This is a genomic window from Prodigiosinella aquatilis (assembly GCA_030388725.1).
Lineage (GTDB): Bacteria > Pseudomonadota > Gammaproteobacteria > Enterobacterales > Enterobacteriaceae > Prodigiosinella > Prodigiosinella aquatilis.
On sequence record CP128857.1, the window covers coordinates 2,476,917 to 2,497,910 of the forward strand.

Genomic DNA, 20,994 nt, shown 5'->3' on the forward strand with positions numbered 1-20,994 from the left:
CAAACCACCAGGACAGCTTAGCTAATGGTAATCGGGAAGATGGCACCCAGGATCATGGCACCGAGGATCGCGCCACCGGTGATAGGCTTACTCCACAGATAGAACACCAACGCCCCCGCCAGCGCCCCCAGACCAATGGGAATAGAGGCGGTCATGGCAGAAAGGATGATCAACGGCCCGAGGAAACGGCCCGAAGCATTACCTGCCCCCATCATCACATCAGCACCGTAGGTGGAATCACTCTGATTGATGGTGAATTTACGCGCCAAAATGATGATGTAACCGATTGCCAACCCCAGCAACAGACCCGTCACCAGCGACGCAGCAAAGTTGGCCACCGGAAATACGATACCTGCGCCAAGCAAGAGCGCTGGAACGCCCAGACCGACACCGGTCTGGATAGCGCCACCAATATCGAGAATCCCCACCAATGAACCTTCAATGATGCGAGCAAACAGGAAACTGGCACCGAAGGCCGCCACCGCGCCATACACCCCGGTTGAGATACCGGAACGCAGCATGGAGACAAAAGCCACTTCATTAAAAGCACCGATGCCATACAGGTAATACATGTGTGTACCGGCAAACACGCCAGAGGAGATCAAGCCGACAAAGATGGGAAAAGACCAGTCGGCATACCAAAAACCGCTTTTTGTTTCGTCCATTGTCATTGTCCTCGTTATTTACCGCTCAGGGAGTGGTGAATCAGATCCAGCCAGCCCGGAATGCCCAAATGGAAAGATTGCAGCAGTTTCATATCAAAGCCGCGGAAGAAGCCGCTCAAGACAAACAGCAGAATGATGGCGCACATCATCACCTGAGTGACCTTATGCCAACCGCTCTCTTCTACCCCTTTGCCGATCAGGATACCCAGCACCAGACCCGGCACGGCATTCCCCATGATCATCTGCGCCAGACCACCGAAAATCGTGGCCCAGAAACCCGATTTTTTACCTGCATCGATCGCCGCCAACCAGAAAATTACCGGCATAACGGTATTCACCAGCAGGTTAGCCGCAGGCACCAGCACTTTCACCGCCGTAACCTGTAACGCAGCCGGTACGGCAGAAGCCGTAGTGTTAAGAAAGGCCACCACAACCATGCCGATAATGCCGCAGGCAATGGCCATTTTTTTCGGATCGTACAGGGTTTCAGCTACGTTACGGTTTTTCACCATCAAGGCCGCCACACCCCAATGGGGGATAATGCGATGATCAACATCCTGCGTAAAGGCACCGGCCGCCACCGAGGACGCCCAGGCATTGAAGAAAAAACCCAGTCCAAAAGAGAAGTGAGAAGCCGGATCGCCCTCACAGGAATTTAATTCACCTAGTGTACGAAATGCGCCCATCCCCTGCGTGGTCGGTGCGTGAAACATGCGTGCGGCCCCTGCGCCGACACCGACACCCACTAACCCGCCGATGATTAACGACTTGAACAAAATTATTAAAAACATCAGTTTTTCCTTTCGTCTTATCGCCCAACGTTTTTATTTCGCCGCCGTAAATATCACCTTATCAGTATCAATTACGGTAACGTTGACGGTAATCTCCAGCTCCACGCTGTAGCTCCGCCGCTCACGCGCCAGAAAGAAGAACAGAAAGCGCTCCTTTCTCACACTCTCCTGCGCACGAATCACCTTCACGTCCTGTGGTTCAATACGCAGCAGAATCTTATTGGTGTTTCGAAGCACCTGGTTCTGTACCTGGCTGAGTGCATCGGCAAAGGCTTTCGCTTTACTGTCGCCTTTACCGCTGACCTTTACCATGGTCGTGAATTGTTCTTTCATAGTTAGCTGCCGTATTTCTTGTTCCAGGTCTGTACCAGCCTTTCGCCCAATTCTTCTTTATCCATGAAGCCAAACCCCAACACCGTGGCACCTTCATTAATCGCGGTGACACCCTCATCAATAGAGCGCATGCCGTGTTTCGCTTTGTAGCCATATTTGTTCTGTGCAGTAATCGCGCCGGCACCACCGCTACCGCAGAAGGAGATGCCAAAATCGGCGTTTTCCGCCTTCATGACATCACCAAGCTTCATGTCTGCAGCGACACCTGGAACGACCACTGCCCGACCGCCGGCTTTTTCTACGCCGATGGCAACTTTTTGACCTTTACCTAAACGATCACCAATAACTACGGTTACCATGTTGTGTTCCTTATTATGTTGGTTCAAAAATCGGGGATTACGCGGCCATGTTGCCCACGTTATTTATTTTCCCTGGCGACTTCAAAATGCACCGAAAGCAGCCACGACTCTTCAACAGGAAGATTACCAAACAGCGCCACGACTTCGGCTGCCAGTTGCATGGAGTCGGTAGAGATCTCCTCAAACAGATCCGCATCAACATCAGGCAGGGACTCACCGGTTAGCGAACGTCGCGCCATCGCCAAAACATGGGAAGCCAACATCTGTTGCTGTACGGCGTTTGGATGAATCGCTTTAGCGGTAAACAGATCACCAATCTGCACCATCACATGGTCTGCCAATATCTGAATACTTTCGGGACTCACTACGTTATTTACCGTTACCGCTCCATTACTCACCGCAATACTCCTGTTCCCGTGACGAACAATATTAATAATTAGCGTTGAAAATAAACTACCCCCGACGCGGTAAGGTTTGTAGACACACTTTTTCCACTTCAAAGTGGAAATTGAACAATAATAAGAATAAGTTATCTCCCCCAACAGTCGGAACATTACAGAGAAAATCCATTTATCTTAAACGGTTATGACACTCTACCTATTTTTATGATAATAAATCCCTGGTGGGAAAACGGAGTAAAAAACCAGTAAATCGAATAAAGAAATATGCTAAAAAAGCATCACTGACATTCGTCTTCACCGAAGACTTTTACCCACACCCCCTCTCAAATGAGAGTATCTGATAACTATTTTGACCACGTTTTTAGCGTGATACATGGCCTTATCAGTGCTATTTAGTACATTTTTAAAGTTTTCCGAAAATAATATTAAGTTCCCCCTATACTCACCGTCTTATATCCTACGATGGGGATCAAATGGGTATTTATAGCGTCATGTATTTTCTACGATAATAGTAGCCTCAGACAGGTTAGTATTGGTTAGTAAAATACAGAACGCTTCTCCTCCAATTCGTAAGGCGTAGTCATTTCGACAAATATGATTCTTATTAACGAGCTAAAATATATTAATACGTTATCTCCTATGGCATAACCATGTTCGTCATAACTGGTTTGAAATAGCCAATATCGAGCCAGTCCACCATAAATCAAGGAACAATAAACCTGGCGCCATATGGCTCATGAATGCCATGAAAAAGAGATATATCAGTGTCATAGAAGCAGCAAGTAATCCATCGCTTAACGACAGTCCTGGTATGGCAAAATCCAAATAATACTGAGGTAAATCTCAGAGGAGAAATATGGAAAAAATTCAGCGTTCGTATTCAGATAAAGGTTAGCAACAGTTGCCAATACTGGCGAGAAACCAAAAACATGGCAGATGAAAACCCATGTTTTTATGCATGTGGAAAATCACAAATCACAATGAAACCAAAATGAATGTTAGTTTTATAAATAGCACCCATTCTGTCTTTCCACCGCTTCTAGTGTCGATTCCAACACCACCGCAGCGATAAAGTGGATATCCAGCGTGCCGCGCCCTTCTCCTTTCAGCCAACGCTGATAAGCAGCGGATATTTTCTCTTTTTTGACCAGTCCAGCTTTCTCCAGTCGATCCAAAGGAAAACCCATACAAACCTGCTGGCAGGTAGACAACGCCTGTTGAGAAAGCGTAACAAAATTCTCCGTCCGTTCAGGATAAGCCACTTGCTCATCTACGCCCCAATCCAGTAAAAGCGTGCGCATCAGAGTCCGTTTTTCGCGCCATTCATGAGGCAGACTGTGACAATAGCGAACAATCTCCGGTGTGGTTAACAGATGAATCGGCCACAGGCCGTTGCGCAAACACTGCGCCGCTACGCCGCTGATCGCTTCCACAACGCTGCATTGCGCATAGATGGCGGGCGTATCCATCAACATATTCAGGCGGTCGTGCTGCTGTTGATGTACACCCTCACTCAGGAAATCCGGCAATGTTCTCTCCGCGGTCAAGGCATTGATCGCGGCTGCGCTATCCGCTTTCTCATCCCAATATTCGGCAAGCAACTCATCCCCGCCAAAACCGGTCAGAAATACGTTGCAGTTATCCTCTCGCGCCTGCTGATAGATCTCATCAAAATAACCATAATGCAGCTCTTCCCACGGTACCATAGGTTGGTGACGTCCATGTCCATAACTTCCCGTCGGTGCTCCTTGGCGAGTATCCACGGTATAGTCATGGAACCCATATTGCTGCATTACCACATTGCGTCTCGTTTCCTGATGAACCCGCCCTTCATCCGGCATTAACAGCCCGTAGGTATGAACGCGATAACCGCATCGGGCCGCTGTCGCCGCGACAATACTTGAATCCAGACCGCCGCTGAATCCCGCGGCGACAGAAAGAGAACGCTCCGGCAATAACCGTTGCAAAGCCGCACGCAAAAGCTGCGCAAAAGAGTGGCAGGGATCAACGTGATTTTTGAGCACTTTGGGATAAGTGTGCACACGGGCGACTTGCTGCTCGGTTTCCCATCCCTCGCCAGGCTGCCAGCGGGCATAATACCCTGAACAGAGCTGTTTCAACTCCGCCAGTAGCGTATCAACTCCATAGGGTTGTTCAAAATGGCTAAGATAAAGCATCGCCCGCGGCTGATCCAGAATAGGCTGAATCAGGGGAAAGAGCGTCAGCGGGTCCCAACTCATATCCAACAGAGTCTTATTGTTGGCAAAAAACACCGGCACCGTCGATAAACGGCTGGAAAACACGGCAACGTGAGAAGACGAAATATCAAGGAAAAACCAGTGCAGCGGCCAGATTTCGGCTCTCCGTTTGAGTTCGACGATGGCGTTATATTCCGATGAGTACTCAAGATAGATCCGTGGCGAAATTTCACAATAAGGGCGTTCGAAAATAAAAACGCCTAATTGCCCGGACGGCACGGTGACCGCCCGGACTTCCACCATAGGATGAGAGAAAGGCGTGAACACACCACTACGACTGACCAGTACATCGTTTTCAATATGCCAATCCATATCAGATGACAGGTTATCAATATGCAGCGTGAACATACCCTCTCCTACTCGTTACTGATTAAGATTCTCTTTTTTGTTTGGCATCAGCCGTATTTGAAGTTTTCTTACTCATATATTCACCAAACACTTCGGTCGCGCCGATAAGAAGACGCTCACGGTGCAGGTCTGCCTCAAAATCTCCCGAACAATCAGGTAATGCCATCACTTTGGGATAAGCTTGATCGATAGCACGCTTACGTTTAGCTAACATTAATGCGCTCATATGCTGTCCTCATTATGTCTACATAAAATCGATCTCCGCATGCGAGGATCGTCCTACCGACTGGTTACATCACTACTTACTTCACACTACTTACGAGATTGACTTCTTGTCACTCACTCTTTGGCCTACTTACCGGAAAGCGCCGGAACGATGTACTGCACCGGTAATACCAGATTAGACAGGCCAAGCAATGGCATCGGGTTCACTGTCAGGTTAGACATGATGGTGACTTCAAACACCAATTGCGCACCTAAGTCAGAAGGGTTATAAATTTGCGCCCAAGTGGTGATCGCATCGGTTAAGGTCGCTACCATCTCACTCAACGTGATCCCATTACCATCCATCTCATTAATACTCACGGAAAGCGGCGGCATCACAGCTATCGGCAACGGAACCGACATCGCGGTCAACGCCGACGATAGGGTATATACATAAGTCATATTCACCTGGATCGTGCTATCGCCGCTGAAGCTCGATTCAAATAACGCATTGAACAGCGCGGTTAAATGCTGACCCAGCGACCGGTATTCCGGTTTTCCGCTCGACACTCCCAGCGTTGCGATATTCACTGGCTGATTAGAACGGATAGTAGGATGTAACGGGTTGCCAAACGAAACATCTGGCGTCGTGAAGACAAATGGGTCATTGATCTTGCCGTCGATATCCTCATTGCGAGTCAAATGAACCGTCGAGATTGCGTCCTGCCGTTCCAGAATCTGCATACCCGGCAATTCCACCGTACGCTCGGCCAGACTCTGTGCCACCTTGCCGGTCAGCGGCTGCTCATTGCTGTCTATATAGTAGTAGGCGTAGCGTCCAGTGAGTGGATCGCTTAGCTCAGGTATAAAGACCGCCCGACAGTCTTCAATCTGCACTGAAGGATAACCGAGCAGTCCAGTCGGCGGCGTGCCATCAGTAGACGTCAATGTCACGACCCATACTGCCTGTTCCGTCGTATCAGCTTGCACCGTTTCAGTTTCCTCGGTGATATAAAAGCGATAGGTTTCCCCTATCAGGCCGAGGCTTTCGCCTGGTCCAGATGCAATCCGCAAGCTACCTGCGTTGCTTGCTTGATTGGCAATATCCGTGACCATCTTCAGATAAGCGCCGAGCGCCAGTGAAGCGTCATTGATCTTGCTTTGGTCGGTGGTCTGCGCATCAATTTGTGGCACTGTCTGCCCCACCAGTTGTGTGACCGATTTTTGGCTGGCTATGAACTGGGCCAATCCCTGGAAAGCGTCCATGTATCCAGCCATCAGCATGGCCTCGCTATCCTGGATGTTATAGGTAACCACGTTATAGATGCGATCCTGCTCAAAGTGGAAATCCACGCTATAAGTATAGCGATAGGTCCACTGGGTCAGCTGATTCAATTCGGTTGCCTGCACATTGGTCGCCGTGCCGTTTTGCGTCGTCATCCGTGGCGTGGCAGGGAAGTCGCGGAGAATCAGCGGGACGGTAAACGTGCCCAAACTTTCCGTCAGCATGGCATTGCCGTCACTCCAGATGGGCGACAACCAGCTTGAAGCCAGATAACCATTAATGCCAGGTATCGCCGACACCTGGTGTTCAACCGCCGCACCAACGTAGGAGAGATCCAGCGTCACGCTTTCTACTATTTCTCCATCCACCTTGATGTTACCGGGAGACTCCATCAGGAAGGTAATCGGCTGATTGTTGCCATCCACTAGCGGCATCTTGGGCGATGTCAGGGTCACCAGGCTTTCCAGACCAGCGTTATCCATGTCCCAGGTAAGATTGCCGAACAATTGCGGATCCTGTTCACCCGGCAATTGTGGAATATCCGCTTCGACTGTCGCCCCAAAAGAAATAGCGGCCCGCACGGTATAGAGATTAGAGAGCTTCACTAGCAGATTCTGACGCAATGCTTCTTTAGCAGAATCCAGGCGGGTGCTGCTCTGACCGGCATAGATAGGCGCCATTAACTCTGATGCCACTTGTGCCAATATCTCTTTCTGTTCGGCCAACGCCGTCAGGAAACTGTCCACACCCGCGGGCTTATTGGTGGCTTTGGCGTCAGTCACCAGAATCGACGAAGTAAACTCCGGCGAAAACAAAGAATCAAAGAAGTTAAAGAAACTGCCCAGCCAGGTATCCATCTCTATACCGGAATAGGTGTTGTTGACCGCCGCAGTGGTAAAGCTGTTACTGGCAGGATCGAAATCAGCCAGCTTGCCATACGGATAGACCTGAGCATCACGGGTGACCAACGTATTCGATACCGGCTCCGGTGCAAACAGTTCAGGCACTCCCACATCGTTAACTCGATAAGCAATGCCTTTACCTGAACTATTAATACTCATCCGCATTGCCCACACCGACGACTGACTGACACCGGCGGCAGGGAGATAGCGGTTGGTTCCCTGCGCAATCACCAATGTAAATATGCCCGGCTGCGACAGCACATTGTCGATATCCTGGGCAAAACCCAACAGGATATTCTGATTGCTGCCCGGTGATGAGGACTGTATTCCGGCATCGGTTTTCGCCGCAATAATTGTGGAGATAGAGATCACCGCAGTCACAGAGGCAAAATCGCCCTCCGCGATGCCACCAGTCCGTTTAATTGTAAGGCTGAGAGTCAGCAGGAAAATACTCGCCTGATTAATCGCCTGTTTATCCGCCGTAACGGACAAAACAAAGCTCAGTTGTGCGGGTTCAGGGAAAGTGCTATCCCCTTTGGCCCGGGCCGTCAGGAAGTCTTGAATGGCAACCAGCCATCCGGTTAGCGTGCCCACCGCGCCATACTGATCGCCGGTGCCAATCTGCACAGGATCGATCTGCATGCTGTCACTCAGTAGTGTGGTGTCTACGTACAGCGCGATACCGTTAGGATCATCAAGCTGTGCCAGAATGGCGTTCAATGTTTGCAGAGACGAATTGGCCCGCGAGATCCAGGCGTCGGAACTATCGCCTTCCGCCGGGTTGAACGCGTTGGGATCAAAGGCGCTGGTGATCTGAATCAAGAATTTCGAACCGGCCGGATTGGTATCAGCCACCGACCAACTGGTGGAAATCGAAGGCCACTGCGCGATCGTCATCAGATTATCGGTGTATCCCGTCAGGCTGGGCGCGTTATTGCCGGCCCCTACCAGATTGTGAATATCATCCAACGTCGAGACAATCCGGTTGCCATAAAGGTCATTCCAGGTGTAACCAATCTGCAAGATTCGGCCATTAGCCGTATAGGGGTTATCAGGATTCACGCTGTCCACCGCAAACTGGGTATACGGGATTGACGTTGAGTAAGTCAGAGCGTCATCGTTGGTCAACTCCCGAACAAAGCGTGCTTTTCCGTCACCATCAGACGAATTGTCAGATTGCTGGCCCAGCGGTAGCCCCACATTACTGGCGCTGAAATCGGCGTTTGCCTCCACCTGATAGGCCAAGAGCGTATAGTCGTTCAGCAAGAAATCCACCGCAAACATCGGATCACTCGGATCAGATGGAATCACCGGCAAGCCGTCGCGTGTCGCCAGAATCGGCTGCACGCCAGGCACTTGCGATCCCGATTGAGACAGTGGCCCGGTCATCAGGGTCAACGTCTGGCCCACATTCAGCAGCGACGATACCATCGCGTTGTGCCCTACTAGCACCATCACACTGGTGCCATAGTAGGCGGCCATCGATCCCAGCGTTGTGCCTCCGGGATCTGTGCCGACAGTACGAGTGACCGCAGGCAGTCGGATGGCGGTGCCATTGAGCAGACCGCTATTCCACTCGGCATCGGTGATACGCGGGTTCGCCGCTTTAATCGCCGCCGGATCCATATTGAAGTAGGTGGCGATATCGCTTAATTTTCCACCAGGTGCACCGCCATTGACCGGAACACGGTACAGCCCGTTGTTCACCGCCAATGACGCACCGGTTAACAAGGCGATATCCATATCTGTCGCCGTGGTATTTTCCACCAGCGAAACCAGGTTGCTCAGATAACGTGACGCGATAGAAGCCAGGCTTTCGTCCGCCTGCACCGTATGGGTAGCTTTTTGCGAATGCGTCTTCGCCACCAACGTTGAATCGGAGGTATCAAGCGGATCGCCGGTGACTACCGCATTCATGTAAGGCTGTAGACGCGGCTGAGGCGCATACATGATAACCAGGTTGATTGTCGCTTCACCTTTATCGTTAAAGGCGGCGTCTGGCAACCCTGCACCACTGTCTGCGTCGAAATAGTAGAGGAAGAATCCGCCCGAGCGGGTAATGCTGGCTTCCCACAACAAGCGCACCAGTTCCGTCGGTTTGTTCAGAATATTGCTGTTAGTGTCTTCTTCCGCCAACATCGTAGCGAACCGTAACATGCTGGGCGGCCGCGTTACAGTGGAGAGATTGGTTTGCGAAATGCCGAAGGTGACATCCGAGCCAGTGTCAGCGGAGAAGGTGGTTCCAGCGCTGCTGCTGGCGGACTGATAACCCACCACCATGGAAGCGAAATCAGCATCATTATGGGCATACTGAACGATACGCTCCAGGATTAGTGCGTCGTTCGCGCTAGCTCCCATGATTTCATAAGTATCGTGATAGGCATTGCCCGCGGTGCTATCGGCAGCCAGTCTCTTGACCGTGAACTCGATAGACGAGGCCCAGGCCACGCGTTCAACCGAGGTATCCTCCGCCTCACCAGTCGCCACATTCATCCGTACTGATTCAAGATCGAAGATCGGACAGGACATCGCCAACAGATCGGCCTGATCGACACCGCCCAGGCTGGCGAGAGCCAACATGGAAGATGGCAGAGGCCAGATTCTAGACTGGTCGCCGGTTTCTCCTGATGGGAACACAATCGCCTGACGGCTTTGCCAGCGAATGCCATTAGACAATGGATAACGTGCTGGTTCATCTTCGACGCGGATCTTGGCATCAATGGAGGCCGGACCAGCGGGAAGAATGGTGGTAACCGCATAACTGTTCAACGCGGCGATACGTTGATAGTTAATATCGCCTGATTTCTGCTGATCATTCGGCGGCACTACCGTAAAGGTCAACGATGACACGCCGCTGTCAAAGGAGAGCCAGTCAAGCGAGTCGCCCTTACTCAAGGTGATAGAAAGCGGTTCAGTCGGCAAGGTGTTCAACGGCAACAGCTGGCCGGTCAGCGCGAACAACCCAGCGTAAGCTGGCAGACTCAACGCGCCAGTCTGTGGATCTGTCGTCACCCACATGCCTGCTTTATTCGGCATAATCTTACTGGTTGGCAAACGTAGGCCATGGAAGTAGTAGCGCGACGCCATACCGCTCAGATGATTAATGGCATTCACCCGCTGGGCTTCCGCCAACAGCGCGGCCACCTGGAATTGCGGCAATGCCACCACATCCAGGAACAGCGGATTTTGATTCTCATCGACCGCCGTGAACAGATCGGCAATATCACCATTCGCCGTGCCAATCGGGTTGATCTCGGTTTCACGATCTACGCCGGCCACGTCTTCCATGGTGATGCCATAAGCGGTCGAGACACTCTGTAGCGTATCACGCTGTACCGTCGTATGGCCGAATGGCGGTACAGTCAACATACCATTGGACTGTAAGATTGTTGTCAGCGTCAGAATATCGCTGTTGGCAAGCAGTTGTGCCAGCGTTATCCCATCGCCAATACGCGCAGCCAGCGTGGTAAGCGTTTCAGAACCGGAGATGATATACAGCGTACCGGAATAGGTTACCGTCGCCCCTGTAACCAGAATACCGGCGATATTGGCGTTGTTGGTTGCCAACGCCGCAGCGTCAAACGCCCCGCCGTATTGGCTCAACGCGGCAATAGAAGTGAAACTGTCTGAAGCCGACAATACGTAAGAAACAAACGGCAACGTCAGCGTCTGACCCGCAGTCAATGGATGGGATTCATTGCCTTTGAACAGATCATACAAAGTAAAGGGGGTGCCCACCGCATCCAACTGACCCGTGGTGTTTACCCAGGTGACGATGGTATTCCCGGTATCGCCCGCCGCTGGCGCGTAGTTGAAATCTCGTAAACCGTCGCGCATCGCCTGCAACATCTGGCGCATCACCAGCACGAAATAGTCGCTGAAGATAAAGGAGGCTACCGATATCGCATTGTTACGATAGACCGTAAACGCCCGTAACTGATCTTCGCTGCTCTCCTGCTGAACCTGTACCGCTAATTGGTTGAAATACTCCCGCAGGAAGGTGACGAAATCGTCGCTGACGGTATTGTAATCGGCAAAGGTGTAATCAATATCCGGCTGTCCACCGTAACCAGGCATCTTGATATTGAGATCAACCGCCATCGGGAAGTACGTCGCTTCGGCCGTTCCCGCACTGGTGGGCAGGCTTACCGAAAGGTTGAATTGATTACTCATGAACTGTTCGATGTCGCTCACACTGAGCGGCATAGGGACATTTTCACCATCGCTCAAATAGTCGATCAGCGCCGCCAGAGAATCATCCGTGACGATCACTGCGTCGATCTGTTCCGGCGTCATCGCCGAGGGCTGAAGGGAGGAAACCGCCCAGCGCGCCACCATTTTCGCCAGTTTTTCAAACGAGGTGTCCTGCCCGCTACCGGCGGCGCGCAGCAGATTGACGCTGCTGTCTTGCGTTGCCGCACCGGGTGCATCAATAAACAAGCTGGCCACATAGCAGGAGAACTGCTTACTGAGATCAGGTGTTGGGGTGTTGAACGCGTTATCCCCCGCGATGCTCGGCGCGAATCCCAGATACCCGTTTAGGGTTTTATCGCCACTGGTACGTGCCAGCAGATGGTCCCATTGCGGCATCATATTCATCGACGCCAGTGAGAAGGAACGCAACCTGAAAGGGTTGGCTTTGCGCGTCAACAAACGGCCACCATCGGATTTCGATATCACTTTCCAGGGTGCATCATTGGGATTTTGCAGATATCCCAGCGTGAACGATTCCTGAATATGCGTTGAGAAGCTGAAGCTTACCGAAATCTTGAACAGCCCCAGATTAATCTCAGCTTTGGCGCTCACACTCACCGAGACGGAGACGGTAATCGGAATCGGCGAATAGGAAGCCAGCGTAATCTGGGCATATAACTTGAGATTGATATCCACCGACGCTTTGATGATGACAAAATCTACCGATCCATAGAGATGGCCGATGATGCCGAAGGTACCCTGTAGCCAGAAATAGTATTCGCCCTGCAACGTCAGTGCATTGCTGCTGCCGGTGTTATCGGCATCATAAGGGTTCCATTTGGCAAGTATCCCCTCGATAATGCCAAATACCGTCAGGCTGAAGCCAGCTTTCAGTATCCCCACATCCAGCGATTTACCTAGCCCAATTTGGGCACCAAAACCAAACACCAGGTTGGGGTTGAAGAATCCATTCGTCGCGACCGGCAGTTGCGACACCACCACCGCGGGCAGTTTACCAAAATAGAAGCCGCCGGAACCCAACGCCGGAATGCCAGGAGGAATAATAGCTTCGACCGAGAAGGAGCAAGAGAAATCTTCGTTCCATGGGAAACCGATATCAAACTTGAAGTCGCCATTGGTGTAAATTTCCACACCAAAGGTTGGCAGAGTGATGGTATATGCGCCCACATCAATACGGCGCATCAGGGTCGGCAAGGTAATCTGCGCCTGGAATACGCCCAATCCTTCGCTGATTTTACGATAGATAATCTGGAAATCCAGTCCAGCGAACACCTTGGCCGCCTCACCTTCCAGCGCGATACGCAACGCGTACAGGGTGGGATCGGTGAACACCACCTGTAACGTGAAGACATAACCACTGCCTTTGCTATCGGCGGCATCGGTCGTGACAAGTTCGGTGCTTTTCGCCGTGCCACTCTTCTTTTCTTCAATCTTCAAAATGCCGAAATCGGTGGCGAACAGCCAGTTGTTTCCCGCGTCAAAGCCAATCGCTGGGACGCTGTCACCATCCGGTACCGGCAGATCGGCCAACAGTTTTATCGCCTCCTGCACCGAGGTGATGTTTTGTAATCCCGTCACCTGAACATGCTGCCCCGCCGCCAACAGGCGCAGATCCAGATATTTGTTTCCTCCGCCGGGAGGCGCGGGCGTCGAGGCAGGATCAGCCGCATTCCAGGCCAGCCCTTTGTCGTCCTCCAACCACAGGAAATCGCCATCTAGCGACACATGTACGCCCTGATTTTTTCCCTTAGGCTGATAATCGATAGAAAATCCAGTGATCTTGGCGAAAATCAGATCAATAGGACCGATGTCGACGCTAAATTTGACCGAGTTGTCGCTAAAGTTCCAGATCAGGGAGAAATTGGAGAGCGTGATGTCATTCAGTACGCTCCAGGGTGCAGCCAACCCAAACTTGGTGCCGGTAAGCCAGGATATAAAGGTTTCCACCATCGAGCCCAGCGAGGTGGAATCGGTGAATTTTAGCGTTGCGGTATTGGTTTTGCTGTCAATTTTGGCGGACAGTGGTCCCCAGAAGAAGCCATATGAGTTATAGCCCTGATCGTAGTTATAGAAAATGGTGAGATCGATATTGTTCCAGATGATCTGCGCGGAAACATTACCATAGCTGGTGTTCTCACCCTCGCTGGCCGCCAGCAGCATCGGTTTTGGCTGCATCGGCACGACAGCACCTTTCTCGTTGAGCACTGGCACTTCCGCTGTTCCCAACAAGGCTGCATGGACCAGCGCTTTTTCTTCCGCCGAGCCGGTGCCGAATTTACCGGTGATAATCGACTGGAAGTCGTCGCCAAGCGGTGTATCCCAAACGGTGATGGTTCCCCCCACCATATAGGATGTCGCCTGGTCCTCGTCGTCAGATTCTTTCGAGGACTCCACTTTAAAGGCCAGTTCGGAAATATCCAGATTAGGCATGCCGTCCACCCACCAGCCGCTGCCCAGATAAGTCTGAATAATCTGTTTCACCTTAATGGCGTTGTCGCCCTGTATGCCTTCGAATGACCAGGCACCTTCGCCGGAATAGGTCGCGGTGACGTTCATGGTGACCGCAATATCCGGCTGTTCGGAGAACAGTACCGTGGTGGCTGACAGCGTTCCGGTCGGTATGCTGGTGCCGGTGCCTTCAATATTTATAAAGAGGTTGGTCAGACTGAACGTGGCGACACCCAGCGACAGATTCCAGTCGATCAGGTCGATGCCCGCGCTGATGTTATAGACGGATTCGGCCCCTTTCTCTCCGGGGATAACCGTCATATCGAAGTTGCCGAGATCGGCGCTCAGATTGATTCTATAATTGGGCGGCAGGAAGAACGTGATCAGATCTCCCAGCGGGATTGGCAAGCTGTCATCCGCCAGACTGGCCGATATTGTCAGAGTAGGATAACTGGCTGAGACTTCAATACGGCCATATTTCGTGGGATCGCCGCCTGACGGCCCAATCATTACCTGGGTTTTTGCCTGCCAACTATAGGTGCGATCACCCGTTGGTTCGAGAATGCCGATATTGAACTCAAGATTTTCCAGTTGCAGTTGAGGAAAAAGCTGCCACTCTTTATCGTTCAGTAACGAAAGCTCAAACGAATCGATGGCTGGCGTCGCGTAGTCGTAACCAAATTTAATCTGTTGCAGGGTGATATTGCCTACGCTGTTAATTTGCGCTGGCAAGGTATTCATAAAGTTCATCCCGCCCAACAGTGTAAACAGATCATTGAGGGACGGCGGTTCTGCTGACAGATCACCCGCGATGACGATCTTACCGTCCTCAGAGGTGGGATACTCCATGGTAAACGCGATGGGATAATCGCCCACCATGATAGTCGTGACGATCGAACCGGTGATGCGCTCGTTATTGCCGGGAATAGTAGCGTTGATGATCACGTCATCCAGAGCAAACCAGGCTACGGCGTCTAAATTAAGGTCTCCGACCACCAGCGCAAAAGTAGTATCAATGGATTTCCCATCGTCGTTCATCGTGAATTCGATGGTGGTTTGCAACGGAATACCGAGAAAATTGAGCGTCTGGCCGGTAACGGTAATGCTATCTTTCGTGTCGGGATAGTCGACGTTAACCGGATCGGTAGCTGATCCAATAGTGAAGGTGTTGCCGAGGATGATCCCGGTAATGAAATCATAAAATGGGCCATCGGAAATCACCGTGGGAATGAGCGTCAGCGTCCCTTTGGAAATAGCGTTTTCGATTTTCGTATAGAGTTGATCGAGCGGTGTTTCTTCATCGCCCTCCGCGTTAAGCGCTATCAGGCGTAGTGAGTGGTTATACGCTGTATCGCCCAGATCAAAATTCATCACCAGAAAAACCAACGCCTGCAACAACTTATCATTGGCGTTGTTGGTAAAATACGCTTTCAGTCCATCAAAATATTTACGGTATGGGCCATTACTGGCGTAATCCTGCGCCTGTATCAGCAGTAACTCCGCCAGCTTGTCCGGTGGCATCAGCTTATCGACGGCATAACCGTTTTTAAACGCATATGCCCCAATCTGAATATATTGATAGGTGGCATTACATAGCTCTTCAGAGAGCGTGCTGATCGTACTGGGCTGGAGCGGTGAAAAGGATTGCCCGATGGTGGGACTTCCCAGGGTACTGGGATAGGGATTAAAGCCCGTTTTCACCAGTTTAAAGAAGGGCTTCGCCAAATTAAGCACTAGATTGGCCGTTCCCTGCCCTTCGAAAACCGAGGGCAGCGCGGCAATCTCGTAGAAATAGTTAAACAGATCCTGCGGCAGATTAGGCAAATTGATGACAATCACACCGTGATCGTCGAGCTGAGCAACCAGCGTGTTGAGAGCCTCTACGGTGATATCAGGTTCAATGTAGATCTTCCCCGGTAAACTGCCGTCCGCATTAGGCTGGAATAGCCCTCTATTGTAGCACCAGCGCTGGGTGTAGTAGGCAATCCGCTCTTCCTGTTCCATATCGGTGGGATCGCCTTGCATCAGCGGTTGGCCTTTGACCGGAAAGTAAGTTTTTATCCGCTCAAAGGTGGTCGAATCCAATTTATTCAGCAGACACATGATGATGGGCTTATTAAAGGGTTTGCCCGTGTTTTGCACCTGCGCACAGGCGGCAGCCAGCTCAAAAGGCATCTCCGATGCCCCACCGATCACCGGTTTACGCACCATGGGCGAGTCATACAAACCATAGACCGGGAAGCTCATCACTTTATTGGCAGAGACAAGATCAACAACAGCTTTGGAAAGGTTGATGGTTTCAACATTAATCTTGGGGATCTGCAACAACTGCGCCCAATTGGGTACTGTTGGGATCGGCATGGCGAACGCGCGATAGGAAAATTCCTTGCCCTGTAAGCTACCCTGTTTGGCCAGATCGATAATGGAGCTGGTGTTTGCAGGCAAAATCAAACTGAGCGGACGATCCGAGGTATTGACGATCTCCCACATATAAGGCTGGAGCTGAATATAGAAATCTACCTGGAGCGCATTAGCCAGATTCTCATTGGTGATGGAATCAATCTCGGCCCCACCGTTAATACAGATAGGCGCTTGTCCAACCAAGCCTGTTACTGTCCGGATCTCTTTGCCGCCAGAACCTGTCTTCTCTTTATAAGGAAAAAAGGTGATCGTTACGCCATTGAGCAGATAAGGCTGTGGATTGCTGGGGTTCAACCCCGGCAACAACACTGCCAGTTTATCGATAACCTCACTGCCACTGGTAGCGTCATAAATCATTTCAACATCGTTGGTGAATCCCAGCGCAATCATGCGCTTAAGTAGATTCACCGTATTAGCCTGGTTGCCGAATCCCGATGAGCGATAGACGAAATAGCGCAGCGTTTTATCAGACAGATAATGCTGTAACCGGGTCAGTCCTTCTGTAGTAATAATGCCATTGGTTGACTGGGCTGATGTGGAAAACGCTTTGATCAGAGAAGCGAGATCTCCTGCGCTGCCGGCTTTCAAGACGGTGTTAACAGGATACAAAGGCAGAATCTGTTCACTCATTACCGGCACTCCCCTTTCTTATTAATGTGGTACGCACACTACTGTCGCCGCCGTCCTCTTCCGGCTCATTGTTGTAGACGGCATACCAGGCCAACCCGGTTTTCGTTCCTGTGTCGTTTGCAGATTTATCTGCGCTGCCAAACAGATAAAATGCGGTGCTGCCGTTAGGCGGTATTTTGAGAACGCCCAGGAACTTAATGGCGATCTCATTGAGCACCAGCATGAATTGTTTGCCTCCCTCGCCGACATTTGTTTTCATACCCGGCGTCAGCGCACGGCGTGTCCTGCGCGCAGTGCCGCCCGCCCGATAGGTTATCGGCTTCAGTGAGATAGGATGGAGCATCTCTCCCGGCGTATCGGTATAAAGCAATTGGATAGTGCCGTAAGAGAGGGCGATGACGTTTTGCAAGCTGATCAGCGGCGCGCCGTTGTTTGAACCCGGCATTTTGAGACCAGTGGTGGTTTTGTATTTGTTGCCTTGACTCTCCGGCGACCAGGCTAGCAACAGATAAGCGTTCAGTCCTGCCTTGCCAGCCAGCTCACCGACGGTGCCCAGGTTTAGCTTGAATTTCAACGCATTCCACTCGTCGGTCACGCCCCCCATCCGGATATTGGTGACCACATCCAGATAGCCCAGTGAACTGGGTGTAACCTCATCGTCACTGGAGCTGACCAGCCCCTCCAGCTCCAGAGAAAGAGAGCTATACAAACTACCAGGCCGCGCGACGCTGGCCGCCATATTGAAGCTGATCTGGCTGCTGTCGAATGTTAATACGCGAGTGTTGAGAGGATCGGCCGTGGCAAAAATCATATCGAGTCCCAGAGCGCTGTAGTTCAACCCGGTGCGAGACGCGTAGTTGTCGCCCTCCGGACCGAAGGAGTAGAAGTCGACCTCTTCATCATCCCCGCTCTCCAACTTCAGGAAGCTCATATAGCCGGTCAGGTCAAAGCGGATCTGCGACTTATCAATATCAGCCCGAAGGGTATTCATGGAGGCCGATAGGGTTTCCACGGCGTAGAGCACATTATTGTTGAACAAGAAGCTGTAGTCGGAAAGCGTCTTCATGCCGTAAGTCGGCTTCCCATTATTATTCTGGAAGGTTCCCGACATAATGATCGAGTTGTATTGATTCCCGCCATCCCCCATCGCACTCACTGCGCTGCCGAAAACCTTGTTCAGGGTGAGCTGGGTATAGCTGGAGAACTGTTTAACCGACGTGTTCTCGAACAGGACTTTCAGCGTCAGGGTAATAAAGTCGTAATCTTTCCCGTAAGCCGGCGTCACCGGGCTGCCCTCGGTGTCCGTGTCATAGCTACTGTCGATATAGTAGACCAGTCCATATACTGAACTTTGTTTATCAATCTGAATGCCGGATCCCTGTGGGTCGCTTTTAATCTGGCTGATTTGCACCACCAGGTGATGGGCGTAAAACTGGTCGGGGTTGCGAATCCCGGCGGTGATCCCCGCCAACTCATCAGGCACTTCAGCGATTTTGGCGCGCAGGATGAGAATGCCAGTCCAGTTGGGATCAGCGGCAAGCGCCTGGAAGTCGGAGAAGAATTCATCGCCCTTCTGCTTGAAAGCATCGGCAAAATAGTCCTGTAACCATTGTGACAGATTGACCATCTGCTGCTGATCGGGTGTGCCGCCCTGTTGCATAGTGGGGGCGGCGAAGGTGTCTGCCTGCGTCCACTTCGATGGGCTGGCGATCAGATTTTTAGCTGGATCGCCTGTTGGATCATAGAGCGGGCCTTCGATGTTTTTGACGATCATCACATTAGTGTAATCGCCATAATCGAGCGAATTCCCGACATCCGCCTCGATTGTCCAGCCGCCAATATTGAGTTGATTGTTGAATGATCCCCCATTGCGCACAAAGTGTTCGCTGTTGGCCGCCACCAGAAAGAGCTGATTGGTCTGGAAAGCCTGTTGAAGCTCGGTACTGGGTTTATTGAACGCTATCTCACCCGGCACCGGCGTAATAACCTGGCCCAGCAGAATTTTCTCCCAGGCGGCCCCTGCCACCGAGCTGTCCACGGTGGCAAGCACGCCCGCGGGGGTGGTGAAATTGACCATTCCACCTTCCAGTGCCCCCAGACTACGTTGCAGATTGGCGCTATGCAGGCGAGTTGATACAACTTGTTGCGAACTGCTGCCGCCAATGGCCTTACGGCGGGTGGGGCCGATGATAAGCGCCTCAAACTGGCGACTCTGATCCTGATTGAACTGATCGGCGCGATCGCCAGGCTGAAATCCGCTATAGGGCACTATTGGGAAAGGCGCGGTTCCTGCATCGGGGAGCACATAACCCGGATCGACGTGTCCCAACAATGAAGGATAGTTTTTCCAGACATAATCGTCATAACCAAACAGCGCTGCGCCGTCGGGCTGCGCTGCATAGCTATTCTGCTTGCCGGCAGGCGGAAGAACCGTGGCCCAGGAGGTGACATAGCGTTGAGTCAACAAAACATTGTTATCAGTCGGGGCACCGGTTGATGATGCAACAGGCGGAGGGAAAGCCACTGCATACGCGCCTTGTTGGGAAATAAAACGAAAGCGGGAGGCGGTATCCGATGACGCCCCCGGAATAACAGAAATAAATTCGCTGCCGGAAAGACCGCACAGAATTTCTGCCGTCACACCATTCGGGCCATATGGGGTGTGAATGAGAAAATCGCCGAAAGGTGCGGTATGAAAATCTGTTACCCCCTCAGAAATGCGGTATCCGATGGCAAAAACCAGTCCCGCGTTTTGTAAGCTTTGATCTTGCGAATTACCAATAGGCGTTAAAGTGATCGGTTCGCCTGATATCGTACGGTAAAACGAATTTAACCGAGTGGTTCTGAGATCCTGATTGGCCCCGCTAAACAACATTCCCGAACGATTTGGATTGTGGTTATTGATAGTATTGATGGTATTGAGGGGATTGGCGGGATCGATATTAGCCAGAAAACCCAGCATGTCAGTAGCACCGACTGAGCCTGACGCCAACGGCAGCCACTCGGAAGTTAATCCATCAAAAGCAGCGTCGTTGGCGAACAGGAACTGAAAACCCCACTGCCAATCATTGTACAGCGATGAACGCTGAATATAGGTCTCAAAGGCGACACATCCCCGGTTAGCACCATCAAAAGGCAACGTAGCCGCCTGCGCCGAGGTCATGTCTGGTGCCGACGCCCCAGTGAATTTGATGGTGCCTTGCGTCAGATACAACTGATTGTCGGTCAGGTTAAGCGTCATTCCGTTTTGGATGTAGAGCGCCAGACTGGGCAATATATCGGCGTTCGCCAATCCAGACACCACCGATGAGCCATCCCCCGCCAGACCCAGATAGGTGATGGCATTTGATTTCGCCAGCGCAACAGGATCGGGGGTAGCCAGCCAGAGAATGCCGCGCTGTGCGGGTTGACGCGCCACCTGATTCTGCACAGCAGTCACAAAGGCAGCCTGCGCGTCAGCATCGCCGTTAAAATCCATGGTAGACGGGCAAAAAACAAAGGTTCCCGCCAAATTAGCATTAGTCAAGGCATCAGAGAGTTCAATCTCTTTTCCTGCAGAAGCAGCATTAAACCCCAGGACAAAGGCCAATGCGCCCACGTTGTTGCCATCAACACTGGCAAGATAGAGTGCAGGAGTGGAAGCTTGTGCAAAAAAAGCCATTGAACATCCTCCGATGAAGGGATTCGTTGTTTAAGCCAAAGGAGCGTTGCCCTTTGGCTGTATTTTATTTGCT

The 20,994-nt window shown here is 51.5% G+C and carries 9 protein-coding genes; all 9 read right to left on the reverse strand.

From position 1 onward, the window contains the following. Positions 1-17: 17 nt before the first annotated feature. On the reverse strand, positions 18-665 hold the full coding sequence (locus PCO85_11565) for a DUF4310 family protein (GenBank protein WJV51913.1): 648 nt from the start codon (positions 663-665) through the stop codon (positions 18-20). A gap of 14 nt (positions 666-679) precedes the next feature. Continuing rightward, positions 680-1,456 (reverse strand): DUF4311 domain-containing protein, encoded by a 777-nt coding sequence (locus PCO85_11570; GenBank protein WJV51914.1) that lies wholly within the window; start codon positions 1,454-1,456, stop codon positions 680-682. Positions 1,457-1,489: 33 nt separating this feature from the next. Beyond that, positions 1,490-1,789: a DUF4312 family protein gene (locus PCO85_11575; protein ID WJV51915.1), complete on the reverse strand. Its 300-nt coding sequence runs from the start codon at positions 1,787-1,789 to the stop codon at positions 1,490-1,492. Between the two features lie 2 nt (positions 1,790-1,791). Continuing rightward, positions 1,792-2,148, reverse strand: a complete 357-nt coding sequence (locus PCO85_11580) for an SFCGS family glycine-rich protein (protein WJV51916.1) — start codon at positions 2,146-2,148, stop codon at positions 1,792-1,794. Positions 2,149-2,207: 59 nt separating this feature from the next. Beyond that, entirely contained in the window at positions 2,208-2,546 is a 339-nt protein-coding gene (locus PCO85_11585; GenBank protein WJV51917.1) for a glycine dehydrogenase, read from the reverse strand. Between the two features lie 1,007 nt (positions 2,547-3,553). Beyond that, a complete protein-coding gene (locus tag PCO85_11590; GenBank protein WJV51918.1) occupies positions 3,554-5,155 on the reverse strand; it encodes an asparagine synthase-related protein in 1,602 nt (533 codons plus the stop codon). Positions 5,156-5,177: 22 nt separating this feature from the next. Next, complete coding sequence (locus PCO85_11595) at positions 5,178-5,381, reverse strand: hypothetical protein (protein ID WJV51919.1); 204 nt, start codon at positions 5,379-5,381, stop codon at positions 5,178-5,180. Positions 5,382-5,506: 125 nt separating this feature from the next. Beyond that, positions 5,507-17,260, reverse strand: a complete 11,754-nt coding sequence (locus tag PCO85_11600) for a hypothetical protein (protein WJV51920.1) — start codon at positions 17,258-17,260, stop codon at positions 5,507-5,509. After that, on the reverse strand, positions 17,253-20,921 hold the full coding sequence (locus PCO85_11605; protein ID WJV51921.1) for a hypothetical protein: 3,669 nt from the start codon (positions 20,919-20,921) through the stop codon (positions 17,253-17,255). The genes PCO85_11600 and PCO85_11605 overlap by 8 nt, the downstream gene beginning before the upstream one ends. Between the last annotated feature and the right edge of the window lie 73 nt (positions 20,922-20,994).

Excerpts from the sequence above, each read along its gene's own strand:
- PCO85_11565 (WJV51913.1), bottom strand. The coding sequence starts at position 665 with ATGGACGAAACAAAAAGCGGTTTTTGGTATGCCGACTGGTCTTTTCCC.
- PCO85_11570 (WJV51914.1), bottom strand. The coding sequence starts at position 1,456 with ATGTTTTTAATAATTTTGTTCAAGTCGTTAATCATCGGCGGGTTAGTG.
- PCO85_11575 (WJV51915.1), bottom strand. The coding sequence starts at position 1,789 with ATGAAAGAACAATTCACGACCATGGTAAAGGTCAGCGGTAAAGGCGAC.
- PCO85_11580 (WJV51916.1), bottom strand. The coding sequence starts at position 2,148 with ATGGTAACCGTAGTTATTGGTGATCGTTTAGGTAAAGGTCAAAAAGTT.
- PCO85_11590 (WJV51918.1), bottom strand. The coding sequence starts at position 5,155 with ATGTTCACGCTGCATATTGATAACCTGTCATCTGATATGGATTGGCAT.
- PCO85_11595 (WJV51919.1), bottom strand. The coding sequence starts at position 5,381 with ATGAGCGCATTAATGTTAGCTAAACGTAAGCGTGCTATCGATCAAGCT.
- PCO85_11600 (WJV51920.1), bottom strand. The coding sequence starts at position 17,260 with ATGAGTGAACAGATTCTGCCTTTGTATCCTGTTAACACCGTCTTGAAA.
- PCO85_11605 (WJV51921.1), bottom strand. The coding sequence starts at position 20,921 with ATGGCTTTTTTTGCACAAGCTTCCACTCCTGCACTCTATCTTGCCAGT.